Here is a 26633-nt window from a genome sequence, read left to right as displayed (position 1 = left end):
AAAAATATTTGAGCACATAAAATAAAAAAAATATTTTTAATACTCATTAAGCGAAATTTTTGGCAAAATTATCTAAAAGCTGATTTTATTTTTCAAAATAGCGTTTAATTGACCTTTTTTATCAACATTTGTTATTGACATATGATGTCCAATTCGCTTAAATAAGAAAGAAGCCCAACAGGCAAAAACAAAAATATTTAGAGATAATTGAGGAGTTACCGCCAATGAGAAATGTTTTACAAGACTACTTAGATGAACATTCCTTTCGAGTCGTTGTAAAAAAGAAGAAAAATTATTTAACTTATGAAGGACTGCAAGATCGTTATGCCTATATTTTAAAAAGTGGCATCATCAAAACTAGCGTTATTTCCAAAGACGGTCGTGAATTTAATTTACGTTATATCAACAATTTGGAAATTGTTTCATTGCTACGTGATGAATATTCAGAATTTATTGATGCACCTTTTAATATTCGCATCGAATCTCCACAAGCAGAACTTTACCAAATCGACCGTGTTCAATTTTGGCGGGATATCAATAATAGTAAAGACTTGCAAATGTATGTCAAAGAATACTATCGGGACCGTTTAATGCATTCCATGAAAAAGATGCAGCAAATGTTGATGAATGGCAAATTTGGGGCCGTTTGTACACAAATCTATGAAATGTACGATTCATTTGGCGTAGAAACAGAGGAAGGTATTTTAATTGATTTCGTGGTGACCAATGAAGAAATTGCACATTTTTGTGGGATAACTTCTGCTAGTAGCGTTAACCGGATGATGCAGCAACTAAAAGAGTTAGGGGCAATTGAACTACGTAACCGCAAAATTTTGATTAAAGATTTAGATATGATTAGAGATAACATTATTGTTTAACATCAGCACCCCCCGCAAGTTTGACCTTGCGGGGGGTGCTTTTTATTTTTCAGTGACAATATTCAATGGAAACTGACCTTTTTCTAAATTAAATGTCCGACCAGCCGTCAGCTGAAGCATTTCTTTTTTCATGCCTTCCGCCAAACGTACATCGCCAAAGCTTTCAATCATATCAATAACGGCGATTACTTCTTTATAATATCTCATTTTGCCAGTGTACAGATAATACGTAAGGTTTTTTAAGTAACGTAAGTTAAAATGAATATAGTAGATTTCAGCAGGAATCGTGGTAACACTCACTAGCGCTAAATATTCCCGAGCTTTCGCATAATTTTTCTTATAAAGTTCCCCAGTAATGATATTTAGGTAAAAACCATAGGCAACATTTAGTGTTTGGGTATCACGTAATTCAGCATCTTTGACAGGAAACATCTGCTCAAGAATCTGAAGGACTTCATTTTCAGAAAACAAGGCGGCAGGATTAGTCACCATTTGATAATCGTAGTATGTATAGTAGCTTTTGCTAGAGATAAGCGCGAGAATTACCATTCGATCGGTTTCATCAAATTCTGGAATTTCCTCCCAATCATTACTAAACGTTAATTTAATATCTGTGTAAATAGACATTTCCAACGCATTTTTATGAGGATTGCGCTCTAATTGATAAAAATAATGAATCAGATTCTTTTTTTCACTTGTATTGTTCAACCCCATTGGACAACATTCAATTTGATGTTTGACTTCTGAAGAAGCCATGATTCTCGTATCAGATACCATAAAAAAAAATTCATTAAAAGTAATCCCCAATGACTGTAATGCCGTCATTAAATCCTCGTAACTTAGCTTGGCTTCACCAATTTCGATTCTTCGATAGGTTTGTTTCCCCTTTTTTGGCAAAACATCTTTCTGAGCAATTTTTTTCTTTTTTCTAAAATATTTTAGAGCACCTAGAACATCCATAATATCCCCCTTTTATAATAAAAATAATATTAAATATTATTTTTTTATTAACTTAAAAATCCAAAAATACCTGTACAAATTAAACAAAATCAGCGAAAACATTAATAAATATTTCAAAATATTCATTTTTATTATTTCCGTAATTATAATATTGTAATATTTTGATAATCATAAAAACTTATATACTTAACTTCCCTTGAAAAAACCAAAAGAAATGTTCTATAATAGAAGTCAATATAGCTAACAGAGAAGGAGGTTTTGCATATGTTTGGCTTTGATATCAGCTTATTCCTTATTACACTATTCCGTTAAACCCACTCTTCATTAACCATTGTACAATCAATTTCATTGAATATCTATTTCATTTTTATTAAATAACATTTTTAATAAAAGTACATATCGTTTATTTTTAGATATTTTATTTAATTATATGAAATATATTTATTTAAACAAATAAATTGCATTTAATTAAATCAGAGGGAAACAGATTGTAGCAAGTGAAGAGAAAAACAGCTCTTGAGAGATATTTTCTCAAGAGCTGTTTTTCTATTTTATTTCAAAAGCGGTTTGCGTTGTGGGGTTATTACTTAATAAGGTGTTTTTATACAGTAAATAGTACGCTGCCGCTGACCAACTAAAGTTTTTCGTACTTAGCCCCTTCCCTGTCAGTGGATCATAATTTTCATGAATAGGTCCTTCTCCCATCAATCCTTCGGCATGTAAGAAGAGTTTTTGTGTCATTTCTTTTGCTTCTTTTGTATAGTCATAGTTTTGAAGAGCTTCTACACCAAACAAGGCTTGATCAAGCCAAACTGGTCCCCGCCAATATTTCGTTGCAGCAAATTTTTCATTGTCTTTGGATGCCGTTGGGAATGGCATAAAGGTATTGAACATTTCTTGATTCATCATGTTTTTCTTAACTGCCGCCGCCTGTTCTTTGGTCGCTACTTTTGCCCAGAGCGGCAACCAGCCTTCTGTTCCTTTGCCACGATTGACTAACAATTTTGTTTTCGAGCCGTCTTCATTTATTTGTAAGTCATAGAAGAAGCCCGTTTTTTCATCAAACATATTTTCTTGAATATATTTTTTTAGTTTCTTCGCTTCTTTTTGATAGTTCTTATAGTCCTCTTTTTTGCCTAGTTCTTCTGCTATCGAAGCTAAATAGCCCTTTTCAGCGTAGAGATACGCATTCAAATCCACTGATTCTTGATTAATCGAATACCCCACTACTTTTCCTTTATTTTTGTTTTCAAAAACTTTAACTCCATCATCGCCTTTGCCCACACCTTCTTTGTCAAACCGTGTAGCGTTATCCATGCCACTTTCCCACGCGGCTGCTTCAATAACAGCATCATCATCCACTTTAGGTTGGCCATTTTTATCTTTAATGATTTGATCCTTGTCGTCTTTTTGCCAGTGAGCATCACTGACCATGCTTCCATATTCTGCTATCCCATTTTTATTGTGGTCTCTGTTGGTATACCACCAATTATGATAAGCCACAAGTTTGGGATACATTTCTTTTAAAAATTCCTTATCTTTGGTTTCTTGATAAATATGCCAAACTGCCCATGCAGCCAATGGTGGTTTAGAATTTCGTTCATTCCAGTTGCCACCTTCACCACCACGCGCACTGTCTTGATTGTAAAAGACAGCATCAATGATCGCTCCTGCATCTTGTGGACGTACGGTATCATCTTTTTGAATTTGATAATCAAACAAGGCCCGCATATTATTTTTAGCTAACTCAGGATTAAAATCAGCCGTTGCTACATCCGCTTTCCACGAATCCCAAGCCCACATACCAATAAACCATTTATAAGACATGGACGGAACAATCCCGTCATGCTTAAAGGCACCTGCCGCACTTCGCCAATTGGTATTAATCGTTTCAATCGATTTGACTAGCGCATTTTGATATTCAGGAAATTCTGCTGTTTTCTTTTGATCAAACGTTTTATCTAGATATCCTTGCCATCTTTGCTTGTTCTCTTTGAAATAGCGCGCCGCATTTTTGGTATATTCGGGTGCTTGTTGTTGTTCCTTTGCCTCTTCTTCTTTTGTAAAAGTATAGCTTTCTGTTGTATAGGTATTGTACGTTTGTTTAGGCTTCAATTCAATTGGTTCAGCGGTCGCTGTATAATTCCGATTATCAATTTTTGTTGAAACTTTATCCGCATGATGAATCGTATATTTTGTGTCTTTCGTAGCAAAATAATTCCACGTTTCTCTGACTTCGCCAAAATTCACTTGAATGTCATTGTCTTTAGCAGTTAAACGAGTACCAATATCTAAGGTTTCCGTTCCCTCTTGAATTTTATCAAAGACCGCACCTGTCCAGCTTGCTTCAAGTGACAAGGGCTCTTCACCAGTGTTTTCAAGTGTCGTTTGGATAAGCGCCGTTCGATTGCTGACAAAAATTAAAGCTAAATGAATCGTTAGATCGTCTAATTCATAGGTTTGCTCTAGGCGCCCAGGATAATAAGACAGGTCCATGCGGTTGCTTTGGCTTAAATCATAGGTTTCTCCCGTTTTTTTATTTTTGACCGTTAATTTGTTTAAACTTGCCGCCAAGTTTACTGGATATTCTTCCGCAATAATCAATGGCCCCGCAAAACCACCCAGTAGCTCTTTATTGCTTTTTTCAGGTAAATAGTAGCCATGCCATGCACCTAAATCAGAAAAATTATTAAAATAATTGGTATCGTATACGCCATTCGTCCGTTCGGTTGGTGATGCACTCACATCTAAAACATTTGCAAATTCATCAACTTTTGTTCTTTCAACACTTGCTTGCACTTCCCTGCTTAACGCAAAACAGCTGACTACGGTGATTCCTAACGCTAACCAAGTAGACACCCGTTTCTTTTTTGATAAACCCTTCATAAAACCCCTCCTATAAAATGATAGCGCTTTATACACTGATTTATTATCAGCAAGGACTATGCCAAATGGAGTGTATCCCTTTTTATTATTGAAAGATTCAACTTTCTCTAGAAAAAAAGCGACCGTATCGAAGTGTATTGATCAAAAAATAACGAGTGTATCGATAGTGTATTTAGTTTATGCTTGATTCTGTTTTATTTTCGTAGCTTCCACAAATTTTTCAGTAATTTTTTGCGGTCGTGTAATAACAGATCCCACCACCACGCTATAAGCACCTAGCTCCAGAACACGTTGGACTTTTGCTGGCGTATCAATCATTCCTTCTGCAATGATTGGTGTAGTAAAATGCTTCTTTGCTTCTCTTAACAGTTCAAAATCATTTTGTTCAATCCGCTGATTTTCACTTTGCGGCGTATAGCCGACTAACGTTGTGCCAATATAATCAAAGCCTAACTCCGCCGCTTCAATCATCTCTTCCAGCGTGGAACAATCCGCCATCCATTCTTGGTTAGGATACTTTTCTTTTATTCTTTTGAAAAATGTGGCTAACGTTTCGCCATTTGGTCGTTTCGAATGGGTTGCATCGAGAGCGATAATTTCTGGCTGAACAGCCATTAATTCATCTACCTCACGCATAGTTGCAGTAATATATACTTCTGCATCAGGATAATCTCGTTTAATAATCCCAATGATTGGTAAATCAACCTCTTTCCGGATTGCTCGAATGTCTACCACAGAATTTGCTCGAATACCTTTAGCCCCTCCTTGTTTAGCGGCCAAAGCCATCTTGGACATGATAAAAGAACTATGCAACGGTTCGTCTGCCAACGCTTGGCAAGAAACAATTAATACCCCTTTGATTTCTTCATTCAACATTGATCCCTCCAATTTAAAAGCGATTACAAAAACAGTATACCTACAACAGCTGAAATATGCCACTCTTCTAAATAAGAACAAACGTTTCACGTGAAACAAAAGAAAGCAAGCGGTTAAGGCTTGCTTTCTTTTGACTTATTTTTAATTTTTACGACCCTCTAAATAATCATACCCAAAATGTGCATACGCAAATGGCGTTGCAATTCGTCCTCGTGGTGTTCGTTTAATGAAACCTTTTTGAATAAGATAGGGTTCATACATATCTTCCACCGTTTCGGTTTCTTCACCGATATTTACAGACAAGGTACTTAAACCAACCGGACCGCCGCCGTATAAATCAATCATTGTTTTCAACAATTTTTGATCGACATAATCCAAGCCTTGATGGTCCACTTGCAGTAAGGTTAACGCTTTGTCTGCAATCGCTCGGTCGATTTTGCCATCTGATTGAACTTGGGCAAAATCACGGACACGTTTTAACAAACGGTTAGCAATTCGGGGGGTTCCTCTTGAGCGGCGCGCAATTTCAAAGGCACCTTCCTCAAAAATCTCCGTTTGAAAAATATCTGCGGAACGGAGAACGATTTCTTTTAAATCCTGCTCTTGATAATACTCCATGTGAGAAATAATCCCAAAACGATCTCGTAATGGCGCTGAAAGCATCCCTGCCCGTGTGGTAGCGCCCACTAAAGTAAAAGGCGGTAACGGAAAATGAACGGGATGTGCCGTGGTTCCTTGACCGACCATGATATCAATGTAAAAATCTTCCATTGCGGAATACAGCATTTCTTCCACAACTCGTGGCAAACGATGAATTTCATCGATAAATAACACATCACCAGGCTCTAATTCGTTCAAAATAGCGACTAAATCTCCCGCCCGTTCGATGGCTGGTCCACTTGTGGTACGAATGTTCACATTCATTTCATTGGCGATGACCATCGCCATTGTCGTTTTCCCTAAACCTGGTGGACCATAAAGAAGGGTATGATCCAACGCTTCATTCCGATTTTTCGCCGCTTCAATATAAATCGTTAGTTCTTGTTTTACTTTGTCTTGACCAATATATTGTGCTAAAAATTGTGGACGTAACGATTTTTCAATTGAAGCTTCTGCTTCTTGACTTGCAGCTGAAAGCAACCGTTCTTCTTCTGTCATCGTTATTCCTCCTTAGCGTTTCATCATGAATTTTAACGCATTGCTCAAATAAACATCTGTCGTTGTCTCACCTAACGCTTCCAATTGCTTAGTGATACGCTTAATCTCTCGGTCACTGTAGCCTAGGGCACTTAATGCTTCTAACGCTTCTGCCAATGCTTGATTGCTTGTTGTCACCGCTTCGGTTGCGGTCATGGCCGCAACCGCTGCTTCGGAAGACTCTAATTCGCCTAATTTTCCTTTTAAATCTAAAATCATTTGTTGGGCTGTTTTCTTGCCAACACCTGGGAACTTCGTTAAATATGTAACATCTTCCCCTTCAATTGCATTGATTAAACCACCATGATCAGCCACAGAAGCCATGATAGCTAAGCCACTTTTAGGTCCAATTCCAGAGACACTGATTAATTTTAAGAACAATTGTTTTTCTTCTAAACTGCCAAAACCAAATAAAAGTTGTGCATCTTCCCGCACGACTTGGTGAAGATATAGTTTAATATCCGTATCCATTTTTCCTGAATAGCGATACGGGTTATCGACTGAAATCTGATAGCCAATGCCATTTGTTTCAACGACAATATAGTATGGGCTAACAAACGTTACTTTTCCAATAATATATTCGTACATGTTGTCACCTTTCCAATTGCTGATTGCGTACATATGTTCCATTTTAACACAAAGCATCAAAAAGCCATAGCGGAGAATTTTTTATCATCGATCTTGGCTACATCTATTTGTTACTTTTCGCTCACTAGGGAATTAAAAAGTGCGTACTGTTTTTTTTGACATGCTTGCGTGATAATAGCGGTAGCTTCAAAAAAATAACCAAGAAGGAGACTACATACATGAAATTAAATATCTTAGATCAATTAACGGTTCCTAAAAATCAATCAGCAAGCGACACATTACAAGAAGCCAAAGAGCTCGCTCAATTAGCGGAAAAACTTGGTTACACAAGAATTTGGTATGCCGAACATCACGGCTCAGACGCCTTTGCCAGTGCAACGCCAGAAATTTTAGTTGCACATATTGCTAGTGCCACCGAAAAAATTCGTGTTGGCGCGGGTGGCATCATGACCATGCATTATGCGCCATTTAAAGTCGCAGAAACGTTTAAAACATTAGCAGCTTTATATCCTGATCGAATCGATTTAGGCATGGGCCGCTCGCCTGGCGGCAGCCCTTTGACTACGTTAGCGTTAAATAATGGTCAGCCACCACAGCTAGACCAATTTGATAAATTACCTGAAATTTTACTCTTTTTAAGAGAGGAATTTCCTGAAGATCATTTATATTCTAAAATTTCAGCTGTTCCGCGGGAAGTTCTATTACCACAACCCTGGTTACTAGGTGCTAGCAAAGAAAGCGCACGTTCAGCTGGTGAATATGGCATTAATTTTTCCTTTGCGCAGTTTATTCATGGACATTTGCCCAAAGAAGTATTGTCCGCATATTACAAGCATTTCCGACCAGTAACTGAACAACAAGAGCCGCAAGTGAGCGCTGCGTATTTCACTTTTGCCGCCGACACGAAAGAAGAAGCAGAATACCATGCGGCTAGTTTCGAGCATTATATCTTTGCCACCGAACATGGGCTTCCAAATAAATTTTTATCGCCAGAAGAAGCCCTAGCTTTCCCTTACAGTGAAATGGACAAACTGGTTTTAGAACAAAATAAACAACGCTTTGTCATTGGCAGTAGCCAAGAAGTTGCGGAGTTTTTCCACCAACAAGAAGAACTAGGGTTGACAGAAGCAATGCTAATCACCCCAGGTTATGACAAACAAACGCGCTTTCAATCGTTTGAACGCCTAGCAAAAGAATTATTATAGAAAGGAAATGAGAAATGTTAGAGGTTTTAAAAAGAATTAATACGCTTGCACAAAAAGAGCGTGAACAAGGTTTAACATCTGAAGAACAAGCTCTTCGTGTCGATTTGCGACAAGAATATTTGCGGACCATTCGTGAACAATTCAATAAAACATTAATGGGCGTCACTATTTATGATCCTACTGGTGAAGATGTAACCCCAGAAAAATTAAAAGAAGAACAGCAGAAATATTTTGATTAAAAGAGACACAGAACAGTCGATTTGACTATTCTGTGTCTCTTTTTAACTACTCTTCTGTCACATATGTCCACTTATAATCATATTGTGCGCCAGCACCATGGGCAACGACGCCTTTCACTTCTTTACTGCGTAGATGGGCAGTCGCCTTTTGATAAAGTGGTGCTAAAGCGGTCTCTTCACCAATCAATAACTTCTCAGCCTTAACCATGTCTTCCCAACGTTTTTCAGGATCTGAAGCATCTCTTGTAGCTGAAGCCTCAATCAACTCATCGTAGGCTTTACTTGAAAAACGCCCGCGATTATAGTTATTACCAGTAACAAAAAGATCTAAGAAACTACTGGGATCTGCGTAATCCGCAGCCCAACCACCTAAGATTGTCTCAAAATCGCCGCGACTACCTCGATCAATTCGAACTGAAAACGGCACTGGGCTCACTGTTACATCAATGCCCTCTAAAGTATCCTTTAACGTACCTTGAATATATTCCGCTAACTTTTTCGTAGAATCGACATCATCGGCAACAATATCCATTTTGAGTGTTGTTATGCCCAATTCTTTCTTCGCTTTTGCCCAATATTCTTTTGCTTTTTCTGGGCTATATTCAACAATTTTTTTATTTTCATCAGCAAAATCTGTGTCATCTGTCGGCGAATACGACATCCCTTCTGGAATTAAGCCGGTAGCGACTACTGAGCCGTCGCCTAAAATTTTATCTACTAATGCGTTGCGATCAATCGCTGCTGAAATTGCTTTGCGTAAATTCACATTATTATAGGGTGAATTTTTATCTCGCTGATTAAATTCCAAATAGCTGGTTCGTGCTTCTTTTTCGATAACCAATTCTGGATCCTTCGCCATTTGCTGGGCCAATTCGCCACTTAAAATAACATCGTCTGCTTGACCATCTTGGAATAAGTTCAAGGCAGTTGGTGCCTCCTTGACGACATCAAAATTGATTTTATCTAATTTGACATTGTCTTTATCCCAATAGTTTTCATTTTTTTCCAAAGTCCAATTGGTATCTGAGCCAGCCCCTTCAAAGTTAGCTAAGACAAACGGACCATTATAGACTGCTTTTTCACTGGAAGCAGCGTAATCTTTGCCATATTTCTCTACGGTTGCTTGATGTTGCGGGAAAAATAGTGGAAAGGCCAGTAAATAATCAAAATATGGTGTTGGTTTTGCCAGTTTAATTTCTAGCTCATAATCCCCGTTTGCTTTAATGCCTAATTCAGAAACTGGTTTCTTACCAGCTACAATATCTGCGCCGTTTTCAATCATTTCTAGAAAATAAGCATACTCAGCGCCAGTCTGAGGATCTGCTGTACGTTGCCAACTAAAAACATAATCGGCAGCTGTGACAGGATCACCATTGGACCATTTTGCTTCTTCTCTTAGTTTCACTGTGTACGTCAGACCATCATCACTGACTTGCACTTTTTCTTTAGCCCCTGCTGGTTGCGGCTTGCTTTTATCATCTAAACGATAAATTCCTTCATACGCATTATTCAGTGCCGTAAAACTAATTGTATCTGTTCCTAAAGATAAATCTGCAGAAGGCATTTCTTGTTGAACTACTACTTTAAATTCTTGTTTAGCGGCAGTTTTCTCTGATCCGCCTTTTGCTTTTTCGGCGCCAGCTCCCCCATCACTACCACAAGCAGCTAAAACTAACAGCGTTGTTAAACTTAACCCGATAAGTCCTTTTATACGTTTACTTTTCATGCCTTTCTCCCTTCACAGAAAAAACTCTTCATTTTTTAATTTTTAGAATATTCTTATAATACTAAAATTAAAAAAAAATGGCAAGCGTTAAAATAAAAAAAGAACCAATCCCGAAGGACGGTTCTTAAAAAATGACTAACTAGCTTTGTTACGTCGTTTATAAATATACCAGCCAGAAGAAGAAAGTCCAACGAACAGTAAACCATATAACGCAAGCGTTTCTGTTTCTGTACCTGTTTTAGGTAAAAAGCCGCCATACTTTTTCTTCTCTGTTACGGATGGATTGCTCTGTCTTGCTCCCGCTTGGTTTTGTTTATTGGTTGCTACTGGTGTTTCTGGTGTTGGTTTCGGGTCTGATTTTGGATCTGATGTTGGGTCTGGTTTTGGATCTGGTTTTGGATCTGGTTTTGGATCTGGTTTTGGATCTGGTTTTGGATCTGGTTTTGGATCTGGTTTTGGATCTGGTTTTGGATCTGGTTTTGGATCTGGTTTTGGATCTGGTTTTGGATCTGGTTTTGGATCTGGTTTTGGATCTGGTTTTGGATCTGGTTTTGGATCTGGTTTTGGATCTGGTTTTGGATCTGGTTTTGGATCTGGTTTTGGATCTGGTTTTGGATCTGGTGTTGGATCTGGTTTTGGCGTCTCTCCTCCACCGATTAACTCTTTGTAAGCTTCTTCCGAAATAGAAACAATTCGTTCGCCTGGGAATGGTTCTTTATATTGTGCTAAATCAATCGTCGTTGCTGCACGATACAACCGCAAGCTGGTTGCACTTTTCAAGTATTCAATCAAGACAGCATCTAGTGAAATCCCTTCTTCTCGTTCACCACCTAGCATATCGTAACCATCACCACCAGCAGCTAAGAAATCATTGGTAGCCATCCGGTATTGTTTCTTCTCATCCAATGGTTCAAACTTTTGTGTTTGCCGATTTTTAATTTCTATTCCTAATACGCGACTACCGACAATCGTTTGTCCTGTTTCATTGCCTTCGTCACTAGCCAAGCGAGTACCTGGTTTTGTGGAATCATAGTGGATACGAATGGAGCTTGAAACATGTAGGAAACCACCATTTGCGCCAAGTTTTGGTTGGCCAGCATCATCTAGTAAAATTGTGCCATTCTCATCTTTTTGTGGAATCGAACGAACAGACATTTCAAACATTTCTTTAACTTGAGCGCCGGTTACTTGAATTTGCGCAATGCTATTGCCAAAAGGTAACACAGCAATGACATCCCCAACTTTAATTGGCCCTTGTTTAATATCAGCGCGAATGCCGCCACCATTAGTTACTGCAAAATCAGCAGGTTGACTAAACGCGTCTTGGCCATATGACATAATCGCATCACCAATCAAATTCCCTAAGTTGGTCTCTCGTGTGCGCACATTTTCTCGTTGTCCATCCAATGTGAATGGAATATAATCGACAATTACTTTTTCATTTTCAGCGTTAAAATTCGTTCGTGCTTCATCAACGATGGCTTTAACTGCCGGGTTTTCTGGCAATTCTAGCAACTCTGCTGCTGAAATCAATTTTGCTGTTTTCTTAGTTGGTTCACTCTCTGGTGCTGTGACGATCCCAACATTATTTAAATAATTACCTGTTTGAGCATAGATCACTTTGCCATAACGTTTGCCGCTTTCGACGGCTGTATGCGAATGTCCATCAATCACATTAATATCTAACTCAGGATATGTTTGACTAAGGGTTTCTGCTAGCGTATCACCACGCCAGATATGCGGCGTCGTTTCATCTACGCCTAAATGCCCAGTAACTACGAAAGCTTGAATATCCGCGTACTTCTCTTTAATTTCATTAATCACTGCTTCTACTTCTGGAATCGGGTCTTTAAATGTCACCTTCTCCACGTTTTTCGGGTGTGTTTTCGTTGCTGTTTCTGGGGTCGTCACACCTACAATGGCAAACTTTTTCCCGGCTTTTTCTACGATTGTATACGGATCAAAAACCCGTCCACTGCCATCTTTGTAATACGTATTACTAGATAAAATCGGAAAATTCAGTTGGTCTTTATAACCTAGTGCAATCTCTAAACCAAAATCAAACTCGTGATTTCCCACCGCCATGGCATCATAACCAACTTCATTCATTGCTTTGGCCATATCCGCGCCTTTGGAGAAATTGGAGATTGGTAATCCTTGGAAAACATCCCCTGCATCCACCATCAAGGTTGGGTTTTCTTGGTCTTTAAAGGTTTTTAGACGCGCCATACCCAATTCGCCTTTCCCTGCTTCTAATCGTCCATGAACGTCATTTGTGTGCATAATGGTATATGCATTATCTAAATCAAAACCCGCATTACGGACATCTTGTTTCGTAATAGCGGCGGCGTTTGGTGTACGTCCATCAGGAGAAGTCGGAATTTGAAGAGTGCCGTCATTCACTAATTCGATTGCTTTGGCACGCCATTTTTCATCAAAATTTGTCCCAATAATTGACCAATTTCGTTCGATTTCTTGTTCTGGATCAAGCGTTCCTTTTTTCTTAATATAATCAACAATCATTCCTCGTAAGGTTTCTGGATCAGAATTTTTAATAGGTTCTCCTACTTGAATCCCTTGGCTAGCTAAACCGCCGTAACGATAATTATTCATAGCAATCGTATATTCTTTGGCAGGATCCAACGGTTGGCCGTCAATTTTCGCATCTACAATTCGTTCACCCACTGGTTTTGAAATGTCAATCTTGTAGTCCACTCCAGAAATCATGTCATAGTTATATACACGAATGTTTGGATTAAAACTAACGGTCAAATCATCTGGCTGTGTTTGGTTATAGTACGCCCCTTGTTTTTCCAAATACTTCAGTAAGTTTTCACCGTTAATGGGAACACTCACTAAGGTATTCGGGTATTTGTAGATATCAAAAATCGTGGCATAGGAAATCTTCCCCGCAGGTAATTTACTGTCGTATTTAAACAGCGCTGCCGCACTTAATTGTGCGCCCGTTACTTCTTTTTGAACGTTATTAATTAAAGAAATCATCGCTGTTGGTTGTAATTGTGCTTCGGGAATTCCTTTAATTTCTTGTTTTGGTAAAAAATCAGCTGTTGCTGTGCCGATCTCCTCCTGAATAAACGCTCGCGTTTTTTCATGGTATTCTTTTGTCGCTGCCTTAACTGCTTCATCTGCTGGAACATTCGTTGTTGGTACAATCGTTGCTGTACCTTCTTGCACTTCCCACTTATCGGCATTTTTAGCAACTGAAAGATCAATCTTAACAACTTCTGTCCCTGTATCTTTAGGTCCCCCTACCGGTACAGTTTTTCCATTCGGCGCTGCTCCTTGCTTGGTAAAAGAAAGGTGGTCATGACCCAGAATATACGCATCAATCCCCGCGACATTTTCAATTACTTGGTCGGCACTGGCAGCCGGATCACTATTTTGTTGTCCCGCATGAATCGAAGCAACAATAATGTCAGCCTGATCGTTAGTTTTCAACTCAGTAACTGCTTTTTCTGCTTCTTCTTTCAAAGGTAAAAAATTAAGCGAAGTAACACGAGGGCCATCCCACAAAGGAATGTGCGGGATTGTTAAGCCGATAATCCCAACTTTTAAATCTGGCTGCCCATCTTGATTAAGATCAAGTTCCTTCGTGGTAGTCCCTTCAACAAAACGACTACCATCCTTATTGTAGGTATTCGCAGACAAGATTGGAAAAGTGGCTTCTTTTTGAATTTTTTGGATTAACGGTAAACCAAAATTAAACTCATGATTCCCCAAAACCATTGCATCATACTTCATCACATTCATGGCGGTAATCATTGGATGGGTCTTTTCATTCACTAAAGGCGCTTTATTATACAAGTCATCTGTTAAAATAGTGCCTTGAATATTGTCGCCATTATCAATTAAAACGGTGCCTGCTGGGTTTTGTGCCCGGACTTGGTTGACGACTGTACTTACTTGGGACAAACCAACTGGTAATTCTTTATCATCTTCATAAGACCAATTCCATAATTGACCATGAACATCTGACGTACCTAAAATTGTTATTTTTTGCGGCGTGCTCGTTTCTTCTTTTTCAGCGGTTGACGTTTCTAAATTCGTCGTCTCTGTTGGTGCTGTGGTTTCTTGTGACTGCTTGACACTGTCACTCGTAGCCTGATTTGGTGCTTCTTGTTTGATGTCTGTTGTTTCCTGTGTAATGACTGGTTCTTGTTTTCTACTTGAATCGGTGGTACTTGTTACTGCTTCTGAACTTTGTTGACTCGTTGTTTCTACTGCATATGCCGTACTAGTAACGCTTGGCGCTATCAACGCAACAGCCATTAAAAAATGCATGCCCCACTTCACTTTTTTAAAGCTCAACTTTTTCACAAATTTCCTCCTTGTGTTTCAACCCATTTGCAACAAACAATTGTCAAAGTAACAAACAACAAAAAGAGCCTTCCCCCATCACGCTGCTCTTCTTTTCCTATCATAATATATCCGTTAAATAAAAAACAGTAAATTCCGTTAAAATAAGATGTTTTTCCTGTAAATTGTTTTTATTTTTGGACAATACAGCGGATTTGTTTGTGAAAAAAATAGTAATTTTGACCAAAACACGAACTTTATAAAAAAGAAAGTCTTTTTATATTGGAAAAGCAGAACAAAAACTATTTTTTTGAAAAAAATAACTAAAAATACCGAATAAACAGCATTGGTCTAGTCCTTGAATACCTCTAAACAAATATTAGCAGCAATTGGTCTAGTCTTTAAGGAGGAAAAAGAACGCTCTTTTGCTTAAGCAAAAGAGCGTTCTTTTTTATTTGAGGTTAATCCTTCATATAAGGTAACTTTTTAGCATAGCCTTCTTTATTCACTTGACGTGCCCGGGCAATCGCCAAATCTTCTGAAGGGACATCTTCTGTGATAGTTGAACCAGCAGCAGTCACCGCATGATCACCAATCGTGACTGGCGCAACAATGTTCGTTGCAGAGCCAATAAACGCGTGATCACCCACGACTGTTTGGTGTTTATTTTTGCCATCATAATTAACAAAAACAACGCCGCAACCGACATTAATATCTTTGCCTAATGTTGCATCACCAACGTATGTTAAATGGCCCACTTTTGTGCCTTCATCGATTGTTGCATTTTTTACTTCCACGAAGTTACCAATGTGTACGTTTACCCCCACATCTGCTTTAGGACGTAAATGTGCATACGGACCCACATCGGCCCCCTCGCGAACCACACTTTCTTCAATCACAGACTGTTTAACAACCACTTGATTGCCGATGTGACTATCAACGATTTCTGAATGTGCGCCAATCCAGCAATCTTCGCCAATCACTGTTTTTCCTTTGATAGTGACTCCCGCTTCAATGACTGTGTCTGAACCAATTACCACGCCTTCATCAATATACGTTGTGTCTGGATCAATAAATGTAACACCATTTCGCATATGCATCTCATTTAACCGACGATGCATAATTTTATTAGCAGTGGATAAAGCAACACGATCATTTACACCCATTGCTTCGTCAAAGTCTGCCATTTGGTAAGCAGCGACAGCTTTGCCTTCTTTTTTCAAAATTTCAATGATATCTGTTAAATAGTATTCCCCTTGTGTGTTGTTTGTATCTGTTTTCGCTAACGCTTCAAACAATGATTCATTATCAAAACAGAAGGTTCCTGTATTAATTTCTTGAACACGTGCTTCTTCTTCACTGGCATCTTTTTGTTCCACGATTCGTTCAACAATGCCCACATGGTCACGAATAATTCGACCATAGCCTGTTGGGTCTTCCGCATGCGCTGTTAAAATAGTCGCACTTGCATTCTTACCTTGATGGTAATCGAATAAGTTTTTCAAGGTTTCTGCAGTTAATAACGGCGTATCCCCTGTAATAACTAATGTTGTTCCTTGTTTGCCACCTAATAACTCTTGTGCTTGCATGACTGCATGCCCAGTTCCCAATTGTTCAGCTTGTAAGGCATATTGACTACGTTCGCCTAAATGGCTTTTAATCATTTCCGCCCCGTGTCCAACGATCGTCACGATTTCTGTTGGTTCTGTTTGTTCTACTTGATCTAAAATATGTTCGACCATTGGTTTACCAGCAACTGGATGCAATACTTTATAAAGTTTAGATTTCATGCGTGTTCCTTTACCAGCTGCTAAAATAATTGCGTATCTATTTTCCACGTTTGCCACCTCAAATTAACTAAATTGTTTGATTTTCTTCTAAATCGTCCTCATTATACCTTTTCTAGTTTATCTTACTCTTTTGTCTTTTTCAACAAAATAAGGCATTTAAAAGGTAGACCAATTTATTTTCTCATCTTTTTTTAAAGGAATAAAACAGAAAAAAAGAACCTGAAAATGGAATGGACCATTTTCAGGTTCTTTTTCAAATTATTTCTCTGTGAAATAGTTTCCTGGGACTACGCTAATCGTTTTTGTTTGTGTATCCACATCTTCCACATATAATAGCGAAGTGTAGTCATCGATTGCACGACGGCCATTGAATTTTGACTCAGCAAAAACGGTAATGCCCACAAGTTCTGCTTCAAATTCTTCAATCATACTCTTCATACCATTGACGGTGCCGCCGCCTTTCATGAAGTCATCCACGACTAAAACTTTTGAGCCGCGTTTTAAGCTGCGTTTTGAAAGTTCCATTTTTTCGATACGTTCTGAAGACCCTGATACATAGTTCACGCTCACCGTTGAACCTTCAGTAATCTTAGAATCGCGACGAACAATCACAAACGGAACATTTAAGTAATAAGACACAGCTTGCGCAATTGGCACTCCTTTGGTCGCAACGGTCATTACCGCATCAATTTGTTTGCCTAAATATTTAGAAGCAATAATCCGGCCCACTTGTCTTAATAAATTCGGTTCCCCAAGTAAATCTGAAAGATAAACATAACCCCCAGGTAATAAGCGATCTTGTTCTGACAAACGATCACACAAATCCATAATCAACTGCTCCGCTTCCTCATAAGGAATTTCAGGGATAAAGCGGACACCGCCTGCAGCGCCTGGAATCGTTTCTAAAATACCTGTTCCACGTTCTTTAAATGTTTTTTTAACAATTGCTAAATCTTCACTAATGGAAGACTTGGCAGATTGGTATCGGTCAGCAAAATATGTCAAAGAAACCAATGTATGGGGATGATCTAAAAGATATTGGGTCATATCGATTAATCGTTCACTTCTCCGAATTTTCAAATTCGTCACTCCTTTTCATTCTATCGTTCCTTATTATAAGGGGTTTAACCGAAAAATTCGAGGATTTTTTTCAAATAACTGAAAATAGTTCGCCATTTCTTTTAAAAAAAAGAAATAAAGGAGAAAAACTTTCGTTTTTCTCCTTAGTTTCTTTGCATTTTTTGTTTTCGTTGGACCATAACAACCACTCGGCGATAAATATTGACTAATAAGAATAAACCAATAAAAATTAGGGTAATGCTTGCACTCGGTGGTGTTTCCAAATAATACGAGCTAGTCAACCCTGTTAGCATGCCAATCAAGCCCATAAACACACTGATGATGATCACCGTGTTGAAGCCTTTACCAATTCGCATACCTATCGCAGCTGGTAAGACCATAATTGCTGAAATTAACAAGGCTCCCGCGATCGGAATCATCACAGCAATCGCCACACCAGTAATTACATTAAAAAGCATCGACATCCAATGAATAGGTAGCCCATCAACATGAGCAGTATCTTCATCAAATGTTAAAACATACATTGGACGTTTAAATAACATAAACAATAGAACTAAAACTACGAATAAAATTGCCAACATAACCACTTGATCCCACGTAATCGTGACGATGGAACCAAATAAATACGATTGAATACTAGCAGCTGAATTGCCTCCTGTTAAATTCATTAAAACTAACGCCAAAGCCAAACCGCCTGACATTAAAATAGCAATCGAAATTTCTGAATAGGTGCTATAAATCATTCGTAAATATTCTAGAATGATTGCAGCCACAATCACGACAATTAAGGTCATTAAATTAGGATTCCAATTAAAAAAGAAGCCTAGAGCCACACCGGCTAATGACACATGTGAAAGGGTATCTGCCATTAAAGATTGTCGGCGAATAACTAGAAAGACGCCGAGCATTGGAGCAATCACTGAGATAAACAGTGCTGCTAAAAAGGCCTTTTGCATAAATGCATAAGAAAGCATTTCTGCCATACGATTCACTCCTTACCGCTAAAATGAACACTACCATTGTAGCGACGTTTAAGCGAATTAATTTTTTAATTCCTGCTTATTTTTTAAATTTTTCCCACATTTCTTTAAGCCGTTCCTAGGCTTTCGTTATTATCGAGCCAGATAACGTTTTATTGGAAAATTTACGTATACGATTCTTCACTCATATGGAAGCAACGCCATTTCGAATCTTCTTTGCGGACAAGACGAATTTGACGATCCACATAGGTTTTGATATCTTCATGATCATGCGTAATCATCAAAATAGCTTTTCCATGTTCATGCGCACTGTGTTGCAACAATTGATAAAATTCGTTTCGCGATTGTTCATCCATACCTGTTGTTGGCTCATCTAAAATAAACAAATCTGGATCAGTCGCAAACACTCGTGCTAAACTAATTCGTTGCTTTTGCCCGCCAGAAAGCTCGCCAATTCGTTTGTGGCGCATTTCCCACATGTCCACTGATTTCAAAGCTTTTTCCACATGAAGATGATCTTTTTTCGTCAACGGTTTGAACCAACGATTTCTGGGAAAACGACCTGAACGTACTAATTCAATGACGGTGCTAGGAAAGCCCGCATTGAAAGAAGCGACTTGTTGTGGAATGTAGCCAATGCTGATTTTTTCACCAGCACTATTTTTTTTAGCGACCGTAATTTTGCCACTTGTTGGTTTTAATAACCCTAAGGTACTTTTGATCAGCGTTGACTTGGCAGCGCCATTTTCTCCTGTTAAAATAACGAATTCCCCTGGATCAACATAATAAGAAACATCTTCTAAAACAGGTTCATCATCATAATAGAAGGTTAAATTTTCGACTTCAATATAATGCATAAGTTGGCTCCTTTCTGTTGCCAGATTAATGAATGCTTTTTTGTAAAGCAGCGAGGTTTTCTTTCATGACAGACACATAGTTCTCGCCTGCTTCTTGTTCTTTTTGAGTTAAACTCTCTAAAGGATTCAATACGGCTAATTCGACGCCTGTCTCATCTGCCAATGTTTTGGCTACTTTTGTAGAAGCCGATGCTTCAAAATAGATCACAGAAACATTGTTTGTTTTAATATATTTTTTTAATTCGGCTAAACGACTTGGCGAAGGTTCTTGGTCTGGAGAAATCCCAGCAATCGGTTCTTGGGTCAAGTCATATTGTTTTGCCAAATAGCCAAATGCAGCATGTTGCGTCACAAAGGTCCGATTTTTAGCGCCTGCAAATGCAGCTTGGTATTCCTTATCTAGCGCAGTCAATTTTTCCAAATAAGCAGCGGTATTTTTTTCAAATACGGCTTTTTTCTCAGGATATTTTTTGATAAGCGCATCCCGAATCGCTATCACTTCTTTTTGCGCTAACACGGGATCTAACCAGACATGCGGATCCAGTTCGTGGGAATGGTTATGGCCTTCATGACCTTCTTCGCCAGATTCTTCCTCTTCTGTTCCTTGCATCAATTGAATGGATTGACTGGCTTCCACGATTGAAACTTTTTTCGTGTCCAAGTTTTCAATAACATTCGGAACCCAAGTTTCTAGCTCTTTACTATTATAAACAAAGACATCCGCATCAGTAATTTTCGCTAAGTCTTTTGCGCTTGGTTCATAATCGTGTGGTTCCGTTCCAGCTGGAATCAACAGCTCAACCTCTCCCTCATCACCAACGACTTGTTTTGCGAAATCGTACATCGGATAAAAAGTAGTCATTACCGTGAGCTCTTTCTTCTCTTTTGGCGATTGTGTGGTTTGCCCACAGCTAGCTAAAAGAAAAGCACTGATTGCTAAAGTAACGCCGATTATCAAACGGCGGTAGATTTTCGTCATGTTCTGTCCTCTTTTCGATTTACCTGTTATAAACCGTAATATTTACGATTTGCCAGGAATAATGTACCAAATGGATCACGGGACGTCAAGGAATAAATTTAAAAAACAACAGAGCGTGGGACAAAAATCACTTTGGGTTTTTGCTCCACGCTCTGTTGTTTTTATTTATTTCAATGTCCGAACCAAATAAACTTCTTCACAAAAGCCTTTAAGTCCATTATAAATCCGTTGTGCTCGTGTTTTCTTTTCACATAAAGCAAAGACTGTCGGTCCACTGCCGCTCATCAACGCTGCATCAGCGCCGTACTTCAGCATGCGATCCTTGATTTGTTGCACGATCGGATGTCTGGCAATCGTGACACTTTCCAACGCATTGCCGACCGTTTGGGTCATCCCAGTATAATCACCATTTTCAATAGCTATTCTTAGTCCAGCAATATCTGGATGGTGCAATTCATCTACCGCTAAATCATTAAAAACGGTACTAGTGGATACACTAATTCTTGGTTTAACTAACACAATCCAACATTGAGGCATGGTCGGTAATGCTTCAATTTTCTCCCCACGTCCGTTTGCAAAGGCTGTTCCGCCCCTTAAACAATAAGGAACATCCATACCAATTTGGCTACCAATTTCACAGAGTTCGTCCATCGTCAACCCCAGATTCCACAGCTTGTTTAAGCCTCGTAATGCTGCGGCACAGTCACTGCTCCCCCCTGCTAAACCAGCTGCCACGGGGATACGTTTTTCAATATATATTTTAATTCCTTTATGAATATTATAGGTACGCTTTAATAAGTCAACTGCTTGATAGACATGATTCCGTCGATCCACGGGTAAAAAAGAGCTGTCCGTTTCAATACGAATGATGTCTTCTTCTAGATTTTCAAAAGTTAAATGATCGGCTAAATCTACACTTGCAAAAATAGATTCAACTTCATGATAGCCATCCACACGTTTATGCAGAACATCTAACCCAAGATTAATTTTCGCAGGAGCTCGTTCGATTATTTCCATCGGTTCCCTGATTCACCTTCCTTAATCTTTTGTCTACCAACATTTTAATCTTTTAGATTCTATCATATGTCCATGAAGAAGTACACCGAAGATTGCTCTTTCTCTGACGACAGATGGCTGAAATTAAAAAGAGCTTAGGAACGAAGGGCTCTTCCTTCACTCCTAAGCGGACTTTCTAAATTATACGGCTTGACCGATGAATTCGATTTCAACGGTGCGTGTTAAAACATCTGAATAGCTATAAGATACACGTTCAAATGAGTTCTCGTCTGGATCCAAGTCAACAACAAAAACAGATGGATAAGTCTCCGTTAAGATTCCTTTACGTTCTGTTTGGCGCTTTCTTCCAGTCTGAGCAACTAACATAATTTCACTGCCGATACGGCCTTCCAAATCTTTCTTAATTGACGATAACGTTGTTGGCATTGCATTCACCTCGAGAAACATTATATCACTTTTTTTAAAAAATTTCAAGTTTATCATACTAGAAGTCTGTTTGCAACTACTTTTGCTCGACAAACCGGCTGTTTTGTCGAATTTTTATTCATTTTCTAATGTATATTTCATTTTTGCTTTGGCACGATCATAGGCACTTCGGACAGCTGAAAAAGTTCCCCCACGCACTTTAGCGATTTCTTCTAACGTGTAGCCTTTTAAGTATGCGTTTAAAATTTGTTGTTCCAACGAGGAAAGACGTGTCGGAAAAGCTGCCAATTTTTCTTGAATCATTAATTGACCTAATGGGTCGGTAGCCGCTGTCCCTAAATAGTCCACTAACTCTTCACCAGCGCTTTCTAATCGTTGTTCCAGAGAAATAGACAAGGTATCTGTTCGCCGCTTATAGGCGCATTGATGGCGAATTAAGCTATGTACGTGATTTTCAAAATTTCGTTTAAAAAACTTTCCTAATGATGCTTGTTTTTCTGAATCAAATCGTTCTAACGTCCGAAAGAAGACAATTCGTCCTTCTTGAAGCCAGTCTTCAGTATCATAATCTTTTAAATAGTATTTTTTCATGCACTTATAAATCACTGGCTGATATTGCCCATATAAGGCTTGAAATTGTTCTTGGTCTCCTGCTAATGCTTGTTGAATCTGTTCTAACATAAAAAGCCCTCCTTTTCGATAAACGTATCGAATGATTTAGGAGAGCATAGCATGTTAGAAATTTATGACTTAAGCGAACATTTGTTTAATCTTTTTTTTGAGACAATTCTTCTAGCTTCTCAGAAAGTTTTGATAACTGCTCCACGTTCCATGGAGAATTTCGACGAAATTGCTGGAAATGGATATCCGTTGCATGAATGGCAATCGTCTTTTCTGTTTTCTGGACAGCTTTGTAAAGTTCATTGGCCGAAGTCCGCAATGCACCTTGTGAAAAGACCACCCATTGTTCAGCCAAATCACTCGTTGCGACTGTTACTTGCGTTAAACGATCATTTTTTTCACCAGCTAGACGTTCAATATAACTATCTGCTGTTTCATCTTCTTTGGTGAAAACCACGGTCAAAAGGTACTTTTTGTACGTTTGCTGAATACCTGGGACTAATTGGGCATCAAAGACCACAATGATTTCCAACCCTTCATATTTGGCATAATTGGACAGACGACTAAGAAGCAGTTCACGCGCATCCTCTAAACGCTCTTGCTTTTTCAACTGGACCAATTCTGGCCAAGCACCAATCATATTATAGCCATCAACGATTAACAATTGTTTTTTCATACAATCGCCTTCTTCTATAATGGGTTGCGGCCACGATAGACTTCATACATTAGCAAGCCTGCAGCCACACCAGCGTTTAAGCTTTGAACGTGTCCAGTCATTGGAATCGTTAATAATTCATCCACTTCTTTATGAAGACCTTGACTCATGCCACGACCTTCATTTCCGATGATTAAGGCAATTGCGCCTTGTGTATTCCAGCGACGATAATCCGTCCCAGACATATCTGTACCAAAAATCCAAAATTGATTCTCTTTTAGCGTTGCAATACTTTGCGCTAGATTCGTTACACGAGCCACTGGAATATGTTCCACGGCCCCTGTTGATGCTTTGGTTACGGTTGGTGTAATTCCCACTGCACGATGTTTCGGAATGATAATACCGTCCACGCCTGTCGCATCAGCAGTTCGCAAAATTGAGCCAAAGTTATGTGGGTCCTCTAGACTGTCTAAAATTAGGAAAAATGGTGTTTCTGTCTTTTCTTTTGTTTGTTCCAATAATTCTTCTAAAGTTAAATATTGATACGCCGTGATTGCTAAAACCATGCCTTGATGCACGCCGTGATCACTCATCGTATCTAATTTTGCTTTAGGCACCCATTTAACTGGAACAGCCTGTTCTTTCGCTGCTTGTTTTAATTGCTCAATTTTCTCGCCACGAGCATCTTCTTGTAAAAACAATTTATTCCCGCGTCCTTGCTGCAACGCCTCAACAGTGGCATGGAAACCAAAGACAAAGTTATCTGCTAGCTCTTCTGAGGTTCCATCAGCACCTGCTGTCGCTGGTCGTGGGTTCCGTTCTTTTGAACGCTTATCTGAACGTTCTGGACGTTTCTTACCTTTTTTAAAAGGACGAGATTTTTCATTTTTCATTGGTTTCACCTACTTTCTTGATACACCAGTTAATTAATTCTTCTAAACGTTCTTTTTGTTGTGTTAAATGTAAATAACCCATCAAGGATTCGAAACCGGTCGCTACCCGATAGGTCGTCACATCAGCATTTTTGGCAAAGGTGTGACTTTTAGCATTCCGACCGCGTTTGTACATCACTTCTTCTTCCTCCGTTAGCATTTCTCCCGCTAACATCGCTTGCATTAAGCTTGCTTGGGCTTTTGCTGACACGTAATGTGTCGCCATGCGATGCAAAACATTCGGTTTCGTTTGTCCCAAGGAAACTAAATAATCACGAATGTAAATTTCATAAATCGCATCGCCAACATAGGCCAAAGCTAAACCGTTTAATTGTTTGTAATCTCTCATTCACTTCTTCTCCATCTCGTCCCTTGCGGAGTATCTTCTAAAACAATGCCTTGTTCTTTTAATAAATCGCGGATTTCATCACTTCGGGCAAAATCACGGTCTTTCCGTGCTTGGTTCCGTTCTTCAATTAACGCATCGACTTGTGCATCCACTAATTCTTCGTTTTTAAAGAATAAACCAAAAATAGCTAACCAGCCACTGAAAAGCTTATCCATCGCCACTAGAACTGGTTCCGAAACTGTCGCTTGTTCACTGTACTGATTCATCATCTTCGCTAATTCATAAACGACCGTAATCCCGTTAGCTGCATTGAAATCATCGTCCATTTCCGTAATAAAACGTTGTTCTAATTCGTTTAATTGAGCCAAATAGTGTTCATCCTCTGGCAAACTTGCGACCGCATCTGCTTGTCTAAAACGTAAATTTTCAAACGCATTTTTCAATTTTTGATAATTGGCTGCTGCCTCTTTTAGAGTGCTTTCGCTATAACGAATCGGGCGACGGTACTGGGTGGTAGACATAAAGAAACGTAAAATTTGCGGATCCACTTTTTGAATCATTTCATGAACAGTAATGAAGTTACCTAGGGATTTGCTCATTTTTTCATCGTCTTCACCAATTGTGACATAGCCGTTATGCATCCAGTAATTGGCAAAGGTATGGCCTGTTTTGGCTTCGCTCTGTGCAATTTCATTCTCATGATGTGGAAATTCTAAATCTTGTCCACCGCCATGAATATCAATCGTCTCTCCCAAGTGTTTTGTCGCCATGACAGAGCATTCAATATGCCAGCCGGGACGTCCTTTCCCCCAAGGAGAATCCCAAGAAATTTCATCTTCTTTGGCACTTTTCCAAAGAGCAAAATCCAATGGGTCTTCTTTTAATTGTTGTTCAACGCCAGTTCGTTGACTTGCCCCCACTTCTAATTCATCAATCGATTGATGGCTTAATTTACCATAATTAGGGAATTTACGGGTGCGATAATACACATCACCTGCGACCTCATAAGCAAAACCTTTTTCAATTAAAACTTCGATGAAAGCTAAGATATCAGGCATGTGGTCCATCACCCGAGGATGTAACGTTGCTGGTTGGACATTCAATGCTTGCGTGTCTTCTTCAAAGGCTTTGATAAAACGCTCCGCCACTTCCGGCGCAGTAATTTTCAATTCTTTAGCTGCCTTGATAATTTTATCATCGACATCTGTAAAGTTCGAGACATAATTCACTTCATACCCACGATATTCAAAATAACGACGAATCGTATCAAAGGCGATCGCACTGCGCGCATTACCGATATGGATATAGTTATACACGGTTGGTCCGCAGACATACATCCGAACTTTATGCGCCTCAATTGGCGTAAATACTTCTTTTTCTCTGGTCAATGTATTATAAATTTTAATCATGCCCTTTTTCCACCTTTCTTCCATTTAGACGAACGACTTTCGCAGGAACACCCACAGCTGTGGCATCTGCTGGGATGTCTGAAATAACAACAGCACCCGCTCCAATTTTTGAACGTTCACCAATCACCACTGGCCCTAAAATTTGAGCTCGTGCCGAAATCATCGCTCCTTTTTTCACTGTTGGATGGCGTTTACCCGTATCACGACCGGTCCCACCTAACGTCACTCCGTGAAACAAAACAACATCTTCTTCTATTTCCGCGGTTTCCCCAATCACAATGCCCATGCCGTGATCGATAAAAACTCCCGCTCCAATTGTGGCTCCGGGATGAATTTCTACGCCCGTTATGAAACGCCAAAATTGTGCATGAATCTTCGCCAACAAAAACAACTGATGCCTATATAAGAAATGAGACAAGCGATGCCAAAACAGGGCGTGCAAGCCAGGATACGTTAAAAGAACTTCTAGTGTGGTCCGCGCTGCAGGATCGTTTCTTTTAACAGCTGCGACGCTACGTTTCAACCAACTCATATGGTGAACTCCTTTCTACTATACAAAAATAAAAAACGTCTTTTAAGCAACAAAAAAACGTTGCTTAAAAGACGCCCATGCGTGGTTCCACTTTTCTTCACAAGAACTAGCTCTTGCCTCGATACAGTTAACGC

The 26633-nt window shown here is 39.1% G+C and carries 23 protein-coding genes and 1 other annotated feature (1 of these 24 cut by a window edge); of the genes, 3 read left to right on the top strand and 20 right to left on the bottom strand.

Going from position 1 to position 26633, the window contains the following annotated elements; translation table 11 throughout:
* Nucleotides 1-224 precede the first annotated feature (224 nt).
* Nucleotides 225-878 carry a Crp/Fnr family transcriptional regulator gene (locus IGL80_RS00310; protein ID WP_002356081.1) on the top strand — a complete coding sequence of 218 codons (654 nt, stop codon included), beginning with the start codon at nucleotides 225-227 and terminating at the stop codon, nucleotides 876-878.
* 42 nt (nucleotides 879-920) lie between these two features.
* Here the strand turns inward: IGL80_RS00310 and IGL80_RS00305 are convergent, their stop codons facing one another.
* The 5 genes from IGL80_RS00305 to ruvA form a co-directional block, all read right to left on the bottom strand.
* On the bottom strand, nucleotides 921-1838 hold the full coding sequence (locus tag IGL80_RS00305; RefSeq protein ID WP_002359244.1) for a helix-turn-helix domain-containing protein: 918 nt from the start codon (nucleotides 1836-1838) through the stop codon (nucleotides 921-923).
* A 546-nt stretch (nucleotides 1839-2384) separates the two neighbouring features.
* Entirely contained in the window at nucleotides 2385-4724 is a 2340-nt protein-coding gene (gene ygjK, locus IGL80_RS00300) for an alpha-glucosidase (RefSeq protein ID WP_002404717.1), read from the bottom strand.
* 177 nt (nucleotides 4725-4901) lie between these two features.
* Entirely contained in the window at nucleotides 4902-5600 is a 699-nt protein-coding gene (locus IGL80_RS00295; protein ID WP_002404716.1) for an N-acetylmannosamine-6-phosphate 2-epimerase, read from the bottom strand.
* 141 nt (nucleotides 5601-5741) lie between these two features.
* Nucleotides 5742-6758 (bottom strand): Holliday junction branch migration DNA helicase RuvB, encoded by a 1017-nt coding sequence (gene ruvB / locus IGL80_RS00290; protein ID WP_002381340.1) that lies wholly within the window; start codon nucleotides 6756-6758, stop codon nucleotides 5742-5744.
* A gap of 12 nt (nucleotides 6759-6770) precedes the next feature.
* A complete protein-coding gene (ruvA, locus tag IGL80_RS00285) occupies nucleotides 6771-7385 on the bottom strand; it encodes a Holliday junction branch migration protein RuvA (protein WP_002359241.1) in 615 nt (204 codons plus the stop codon).
* 218 nt (nucleotides 7386-7603) lie between these two features.
* Between ruvA and IGL80_RS00280 the strand changes: the two genes are divergently transcribed.
* Both IGL80_RS00280 and IGL80_RS00275 read left to right on the top strand, forming a co-directional pair.
* Complete coding sequence (locus tag IGL80_RS00280; protein WP_002359240.1) at nucleotides 7604-8590, top strand: LLM class flavin-dependent oxidoreductase; 987 nt, start codon at nucleotides 7604-7606, stop codon at nucleotides 8588-8590.
* A 14-nt stretch (nucleotides 8591-8604) separates the two neighbouring features.
* Nucleotides 8605-8829, top strand: a complete 225-nt coding sequence (locus tag IGL80_RS00275; RefSeq protein WP_002356070.1) for a DUF896 domain-containing protein — start codon at nucleotides 8605-8607, stop codon at nucleotides 8827-8829.
* A gap of 46 nt (nucleotides 8830-8875) precedes the next feature.
* Here the strand turns inward: IGL80_RS00275 and IGL80_RS00270 are convergent, their stop codons facing one another.
* The 15 genes from IGL80_RS00270 to epsC all read right to left on the bottom strand — a co-directional run bounded on the left by IGL80_RS00270 (nucleotide 8876) and on the right by epsC (nucleotide 26499).
* Entirely contained in the window at nucleotides 8876-10555 is a 1680-nt protein-coding gene (locus tag IGL80_RS00270; protein ID WP_002359239.1) for a peptide ABC transporter substrate-binding protein, read from the bottom strand.
* A 135-nt stretch (nucleotides 10556-10690) separates the two neighbouring features.
* Nucleotides 10691-14893 (bottom strand): 5'-nucleotidase C-terminal domain-containing protein, encoded by a 4203-nt coding sequence (locus IGL80_RS00265; protein WP_430598397.1) that lies wholly within the window; start codon nucleotides 14891-14893, stop codon nucleotides 10691-10693.
* Between the two features lie 440 nt (nucleotides 14894-15333).
* Entirely contained in the window at nucleotides 15334-16719 is a 1386-nt protein-coding gene (gene glmU, locus IGL80_RS00260) for a bifunctional UDP-N-acetylglucosamine diphosphorylase/glucosamine-1-phosphate N-acetyltransferase GlmU (protein WP_002359237.1), read from the bottom strand.
* Nucleotides 16720-16920: 201 nt separating this feature from the next.
* A complete protein-coding gene (purR, locus tag IGL80_RS00255) occupies nucleotides 16921-17742 on the bottom strand; it encodes a pur operon repressor (RefSeq protein WP_002381336.1) in 822 nt (273 codons plus the stop codon).
* Between the two features lie 143 nt (nucleotides 17743-17885).
* On the bottom strand, nucleotides 17886-18725 hold the full coding sequence (locus tag IGL80_RS00250) for a metal ABC transporter permease (protein WP_002383493.1): 840 nt from the start codon (nucleotides 18723-18725) through the stop codon (nucleotides 17886-17888).
* Nucleotides 18726-18886: 161 nt separating this feature from the next.
* The gene (locus IGL80_RS00245) at nucleotides 18887-19579 is read right to left on the bottom strand and encodes a metal ABC transporter ATP-binding protein (protein WP_002356064.1); all 693 of its coding nucleotides are present in this window, start codon (nucleotides 19577-19579) and stop codon (nucleotides 18887-18889) included.
* 25 nt (nucleotides 19580-19604) lie between these two features.
* The gene (locus IGL80_RS00240; RefSeq protein ID WP_002383496.1) at nucleotides 19605-20558 is read right to left on the bottom strand and encodes a metal ABC transporter substrate-binding protein; all 954 of its coding nucleotides are present in this window, start codon (nucleotides 20556-20558) and stop codon (nucleotides 19605-19607) included.
* Nucleotides 20559-20723: 165 nt separating this feature from the next.
* Entirely contained in the window at nucleotides 20724-21575 is an 852-nt protein-coding gene (gene ispE / locus IGL80_RS00235; protein ID WP_002356061.1) for a 4-(cytidine 5'-diphospho)-2-C-methyl-D-erythritol kinase, read from the bottom strand.
* 180 nt (nucleotides 21576-21755) lie between these two features.
* Nucleotides 21756-22058 (bottom strand): Veg family protein, encoded by a 303-nt coding sequence (locus tag IGL80_RS00230; protein ID WP_002383497.1) that lies wholly within the window; start codon nucleotides 22056-22058, stop codon nucleotides 21756-21758.
* 57 nt (nucleotides 22059-22115) lie between these two features.
* Entirely contained in the window at nucleotides 22116-22682 is a 567-nt protein-coding gene (locus tag IGL80_RS00225) for a sigma-70 family RNA polymerase sigma factor (protein WP_002356059.1), read from the bottom strand.
* Nucleotides 22683-22767: 85 nt separating this feature from the next.
* Nucleotides 22768-23298, bottom strand: coding sequence for an NYN domain-containing protein (locus tag IGL80_RS00220; protein ID WP_002356058.1), 531 nt, complete (start codon nucleotides 23296-23298; stop codon nucleotides 22768-22770).
* A 14-nt stretch (nucleotides 23299-23312) separates the two neighbouring features.
* Nucleotides 23313-24170, bottom strand: a complete 858-nt coding sequence (gene rlmB, locus IGL80_RS00215; protein ID WP_002356057.1) for a 23S rRNA (guanosine(2251)-2'-O)-methyltransferase RlmB — start codon at nucleotides 24168-24170, stop codon at nucleotides 23313-23315.
* Nucleotides 24160-24558: a Mini-ribonuclease 3 gene (locus tag IGL80_RS00210; RefSeq protein WP_002356056.1), complete on the bottom strand. Its 399-nt coding sequence runs from the start codon at nucleotides 24556-24558 to the stop codon at nucleotides 24160-24162. The genes rlmB and IGL80_RS00210 overlap by 11 nt, the downstream gene beginning before the upstream one ends.
* Complete coding sequence (gene cysS, locus IGL80_RS00205; protein ID WP_002359235.1) at nucleotides 24555-25967, bottom strand: cysteine--tRNA ligase; 1413 nt, start codon at nucleotides 25965-25967, stop codon at nucleotides 24555-24557. Before cysS ends, IGL80_RS00210 begins: the two co-directional genes overlap by 4 nt.
* Nucleotides 25960-26499 (bottom strand): serine O-acetyltransferase EpsC, encoded by a 540-nt coding sequence (gene epsC, locus IGL80_RS00200; RefSeq protein WP_002356054.1) that lies wholly within the window; start codon nucleotides 26497-26499, stop codon nucleotides 25960-25962. Before epsC ends, cysS begins: the two co-directional genes overlap by 8 nt.
* A 64-nt stretch (nucleotides 26500-26563) precedes the next feature.
* Nucleotides 26564-26633: a binding site (T-box leader), on the bottom strand (it continues 137 nt past the right edge of the window).

Source organism: Enterococcus sp. DIV2467a (genome assembly GCF_050532945.1).
In the GTDB taxonomy this organism is placed as follows: Bacteria; Bacillota; Bacilli; order Lactobacillales; family Enterococcaceae; genus Enterococcus; species Enterococcus faecalis.
This window is presented reverse-complemented; position numbering and strand designations above follow the sequence as displayed.

Coding starts and splice junctions, on each gene's coding strand:
- IGL80_RS00275 (WP_002356070.1), top strand. CDS start 8,605: ATGTTAGAGGTTTTAAAAAGAATTAATACGCTTGCACAAAAAGAGCGT.
- IGL80_RS00225 (WP_002356059.1), bottom strand. CDS start 22,682: ATGTTAGAACAGATTCAACAAGCATTAGCAGGAGACCAAGAACAATTT.
- IGL80_RS00280 (WP_002359240.1), top strand. CDS start 7,604: ATGAAATTAAATATCTTAGATCAATTAACGGTTCCTAAAAATCAATCA.
- IGL80_RS00240 (WP_002383496.1), bottom strand. CDS start 20,558: ATGACGAAAATCTACCGCCGTTTGATAATCGGCGTTACTTTAGCAATC.
- rlmB (WP_002356057.1), bottom strand. CDS start 24,170: ATGAAAAATGAAAAATCTCGTCCTTTTAAAAAAGGTAAGAAACGTCCA.
- IGL80_RS00230 (WP_002383497.1), bottom strand. CDS start 22,058: ATGATAAACTTGAAATTTTTTAAAAAAAGTGATATAATGTTTCTCGAG.
- IGL80_RS00305 (WP_002359244.1), bottom strand. CDS start 1,838: ATGGATGTTCTAGGTGCTCTAAAATATTTTAGAAAAAAGAAAAAAATT.
- IGL80_RS00250 (WP_002383493.1), bottom strand. CDS start 18,725: ATGGCAGAAATGCTTTCTTATGCATTTATGCAAAAGGCCTTTTTAGCA.
- ispE (WP_002356061.1), bottom strand. CDS start 21,575: ATGGAAATAATCGAACGAGCTCCTGCGAAAATTAATCTTGGGTTAGAT.
- ygjK (WP_002404717.1), bottom strand. CDS start 4,724: ATGAAGGGTTTATCAAAAAAGAAACGGGTGTCTACTTGGTTAGCGTTA.
- cysS (WP_002359235.1), bottom strand. CDS start 25,967: ATGATTAAAATTTATAATACATTGACCAGAGAAAAAGAAGTATTTACG.
- IGL80_RS00210 (WP_002356056.1), bottom strand. CDS start 24,558: ATGAGAGATTACAAACAATTAAACGGTTTAGCTTTGGCCTATGTTGGC.
- ruvA (WP_002359241.1), bottom strand. CDS start 7,385: ATGTACGAATATATTATTGGAAAAGTAACGTTTGTTAGCCCATACTAT.
- IGL80_RS00245 (WP_002356064.1), bottom strand. CDS start 19,579: ATGCATTATATTGAAGTCGAAAATTTAACCTTCTATTATGATGATGAA.
- epsC (WP_002356054.1), bottom strand. CDS start 26,499: ATGAGTTGGTTGAAACGTAGCGTCGCAGCTGTTAAAAGAAACGATCCT.
- IGL80_RS00270 (WP_002359239.1), bottom strand. CDS start 10,555: ATGAAAAGTAAACGTATAAAAGGACTTATCGGGTTAAGTTTAACAACG.
- ruvB (WP_002381340.1), bottom strand. CDS start 6,758: ATGACAGAAGAAGAACGGTTGCTTTCAGCTGCAAGTCAAGAAGCAGAA.
- IGL80_RS00310 (WP_002356081.1), top strand. CDS start 225: ATGAGAAATGTTTTACAAGACTACTTAGATGAACATTCCTTTCGAGTC.
- IGL80_RS00220 (WP_002356058.1), bottom strand. CDS start 23,298: ATGAAAAAACAATTGTTAATCGTTGATGGCTATAATATGATTGGTGCT.
- IGL80_RS00295 (WP_002404716.1), bottom strand. CDS start 5,600: ATGTTGAATGAAGAAATCAAAGGGGTATTAATTGTTTCTTGCCAAGCG.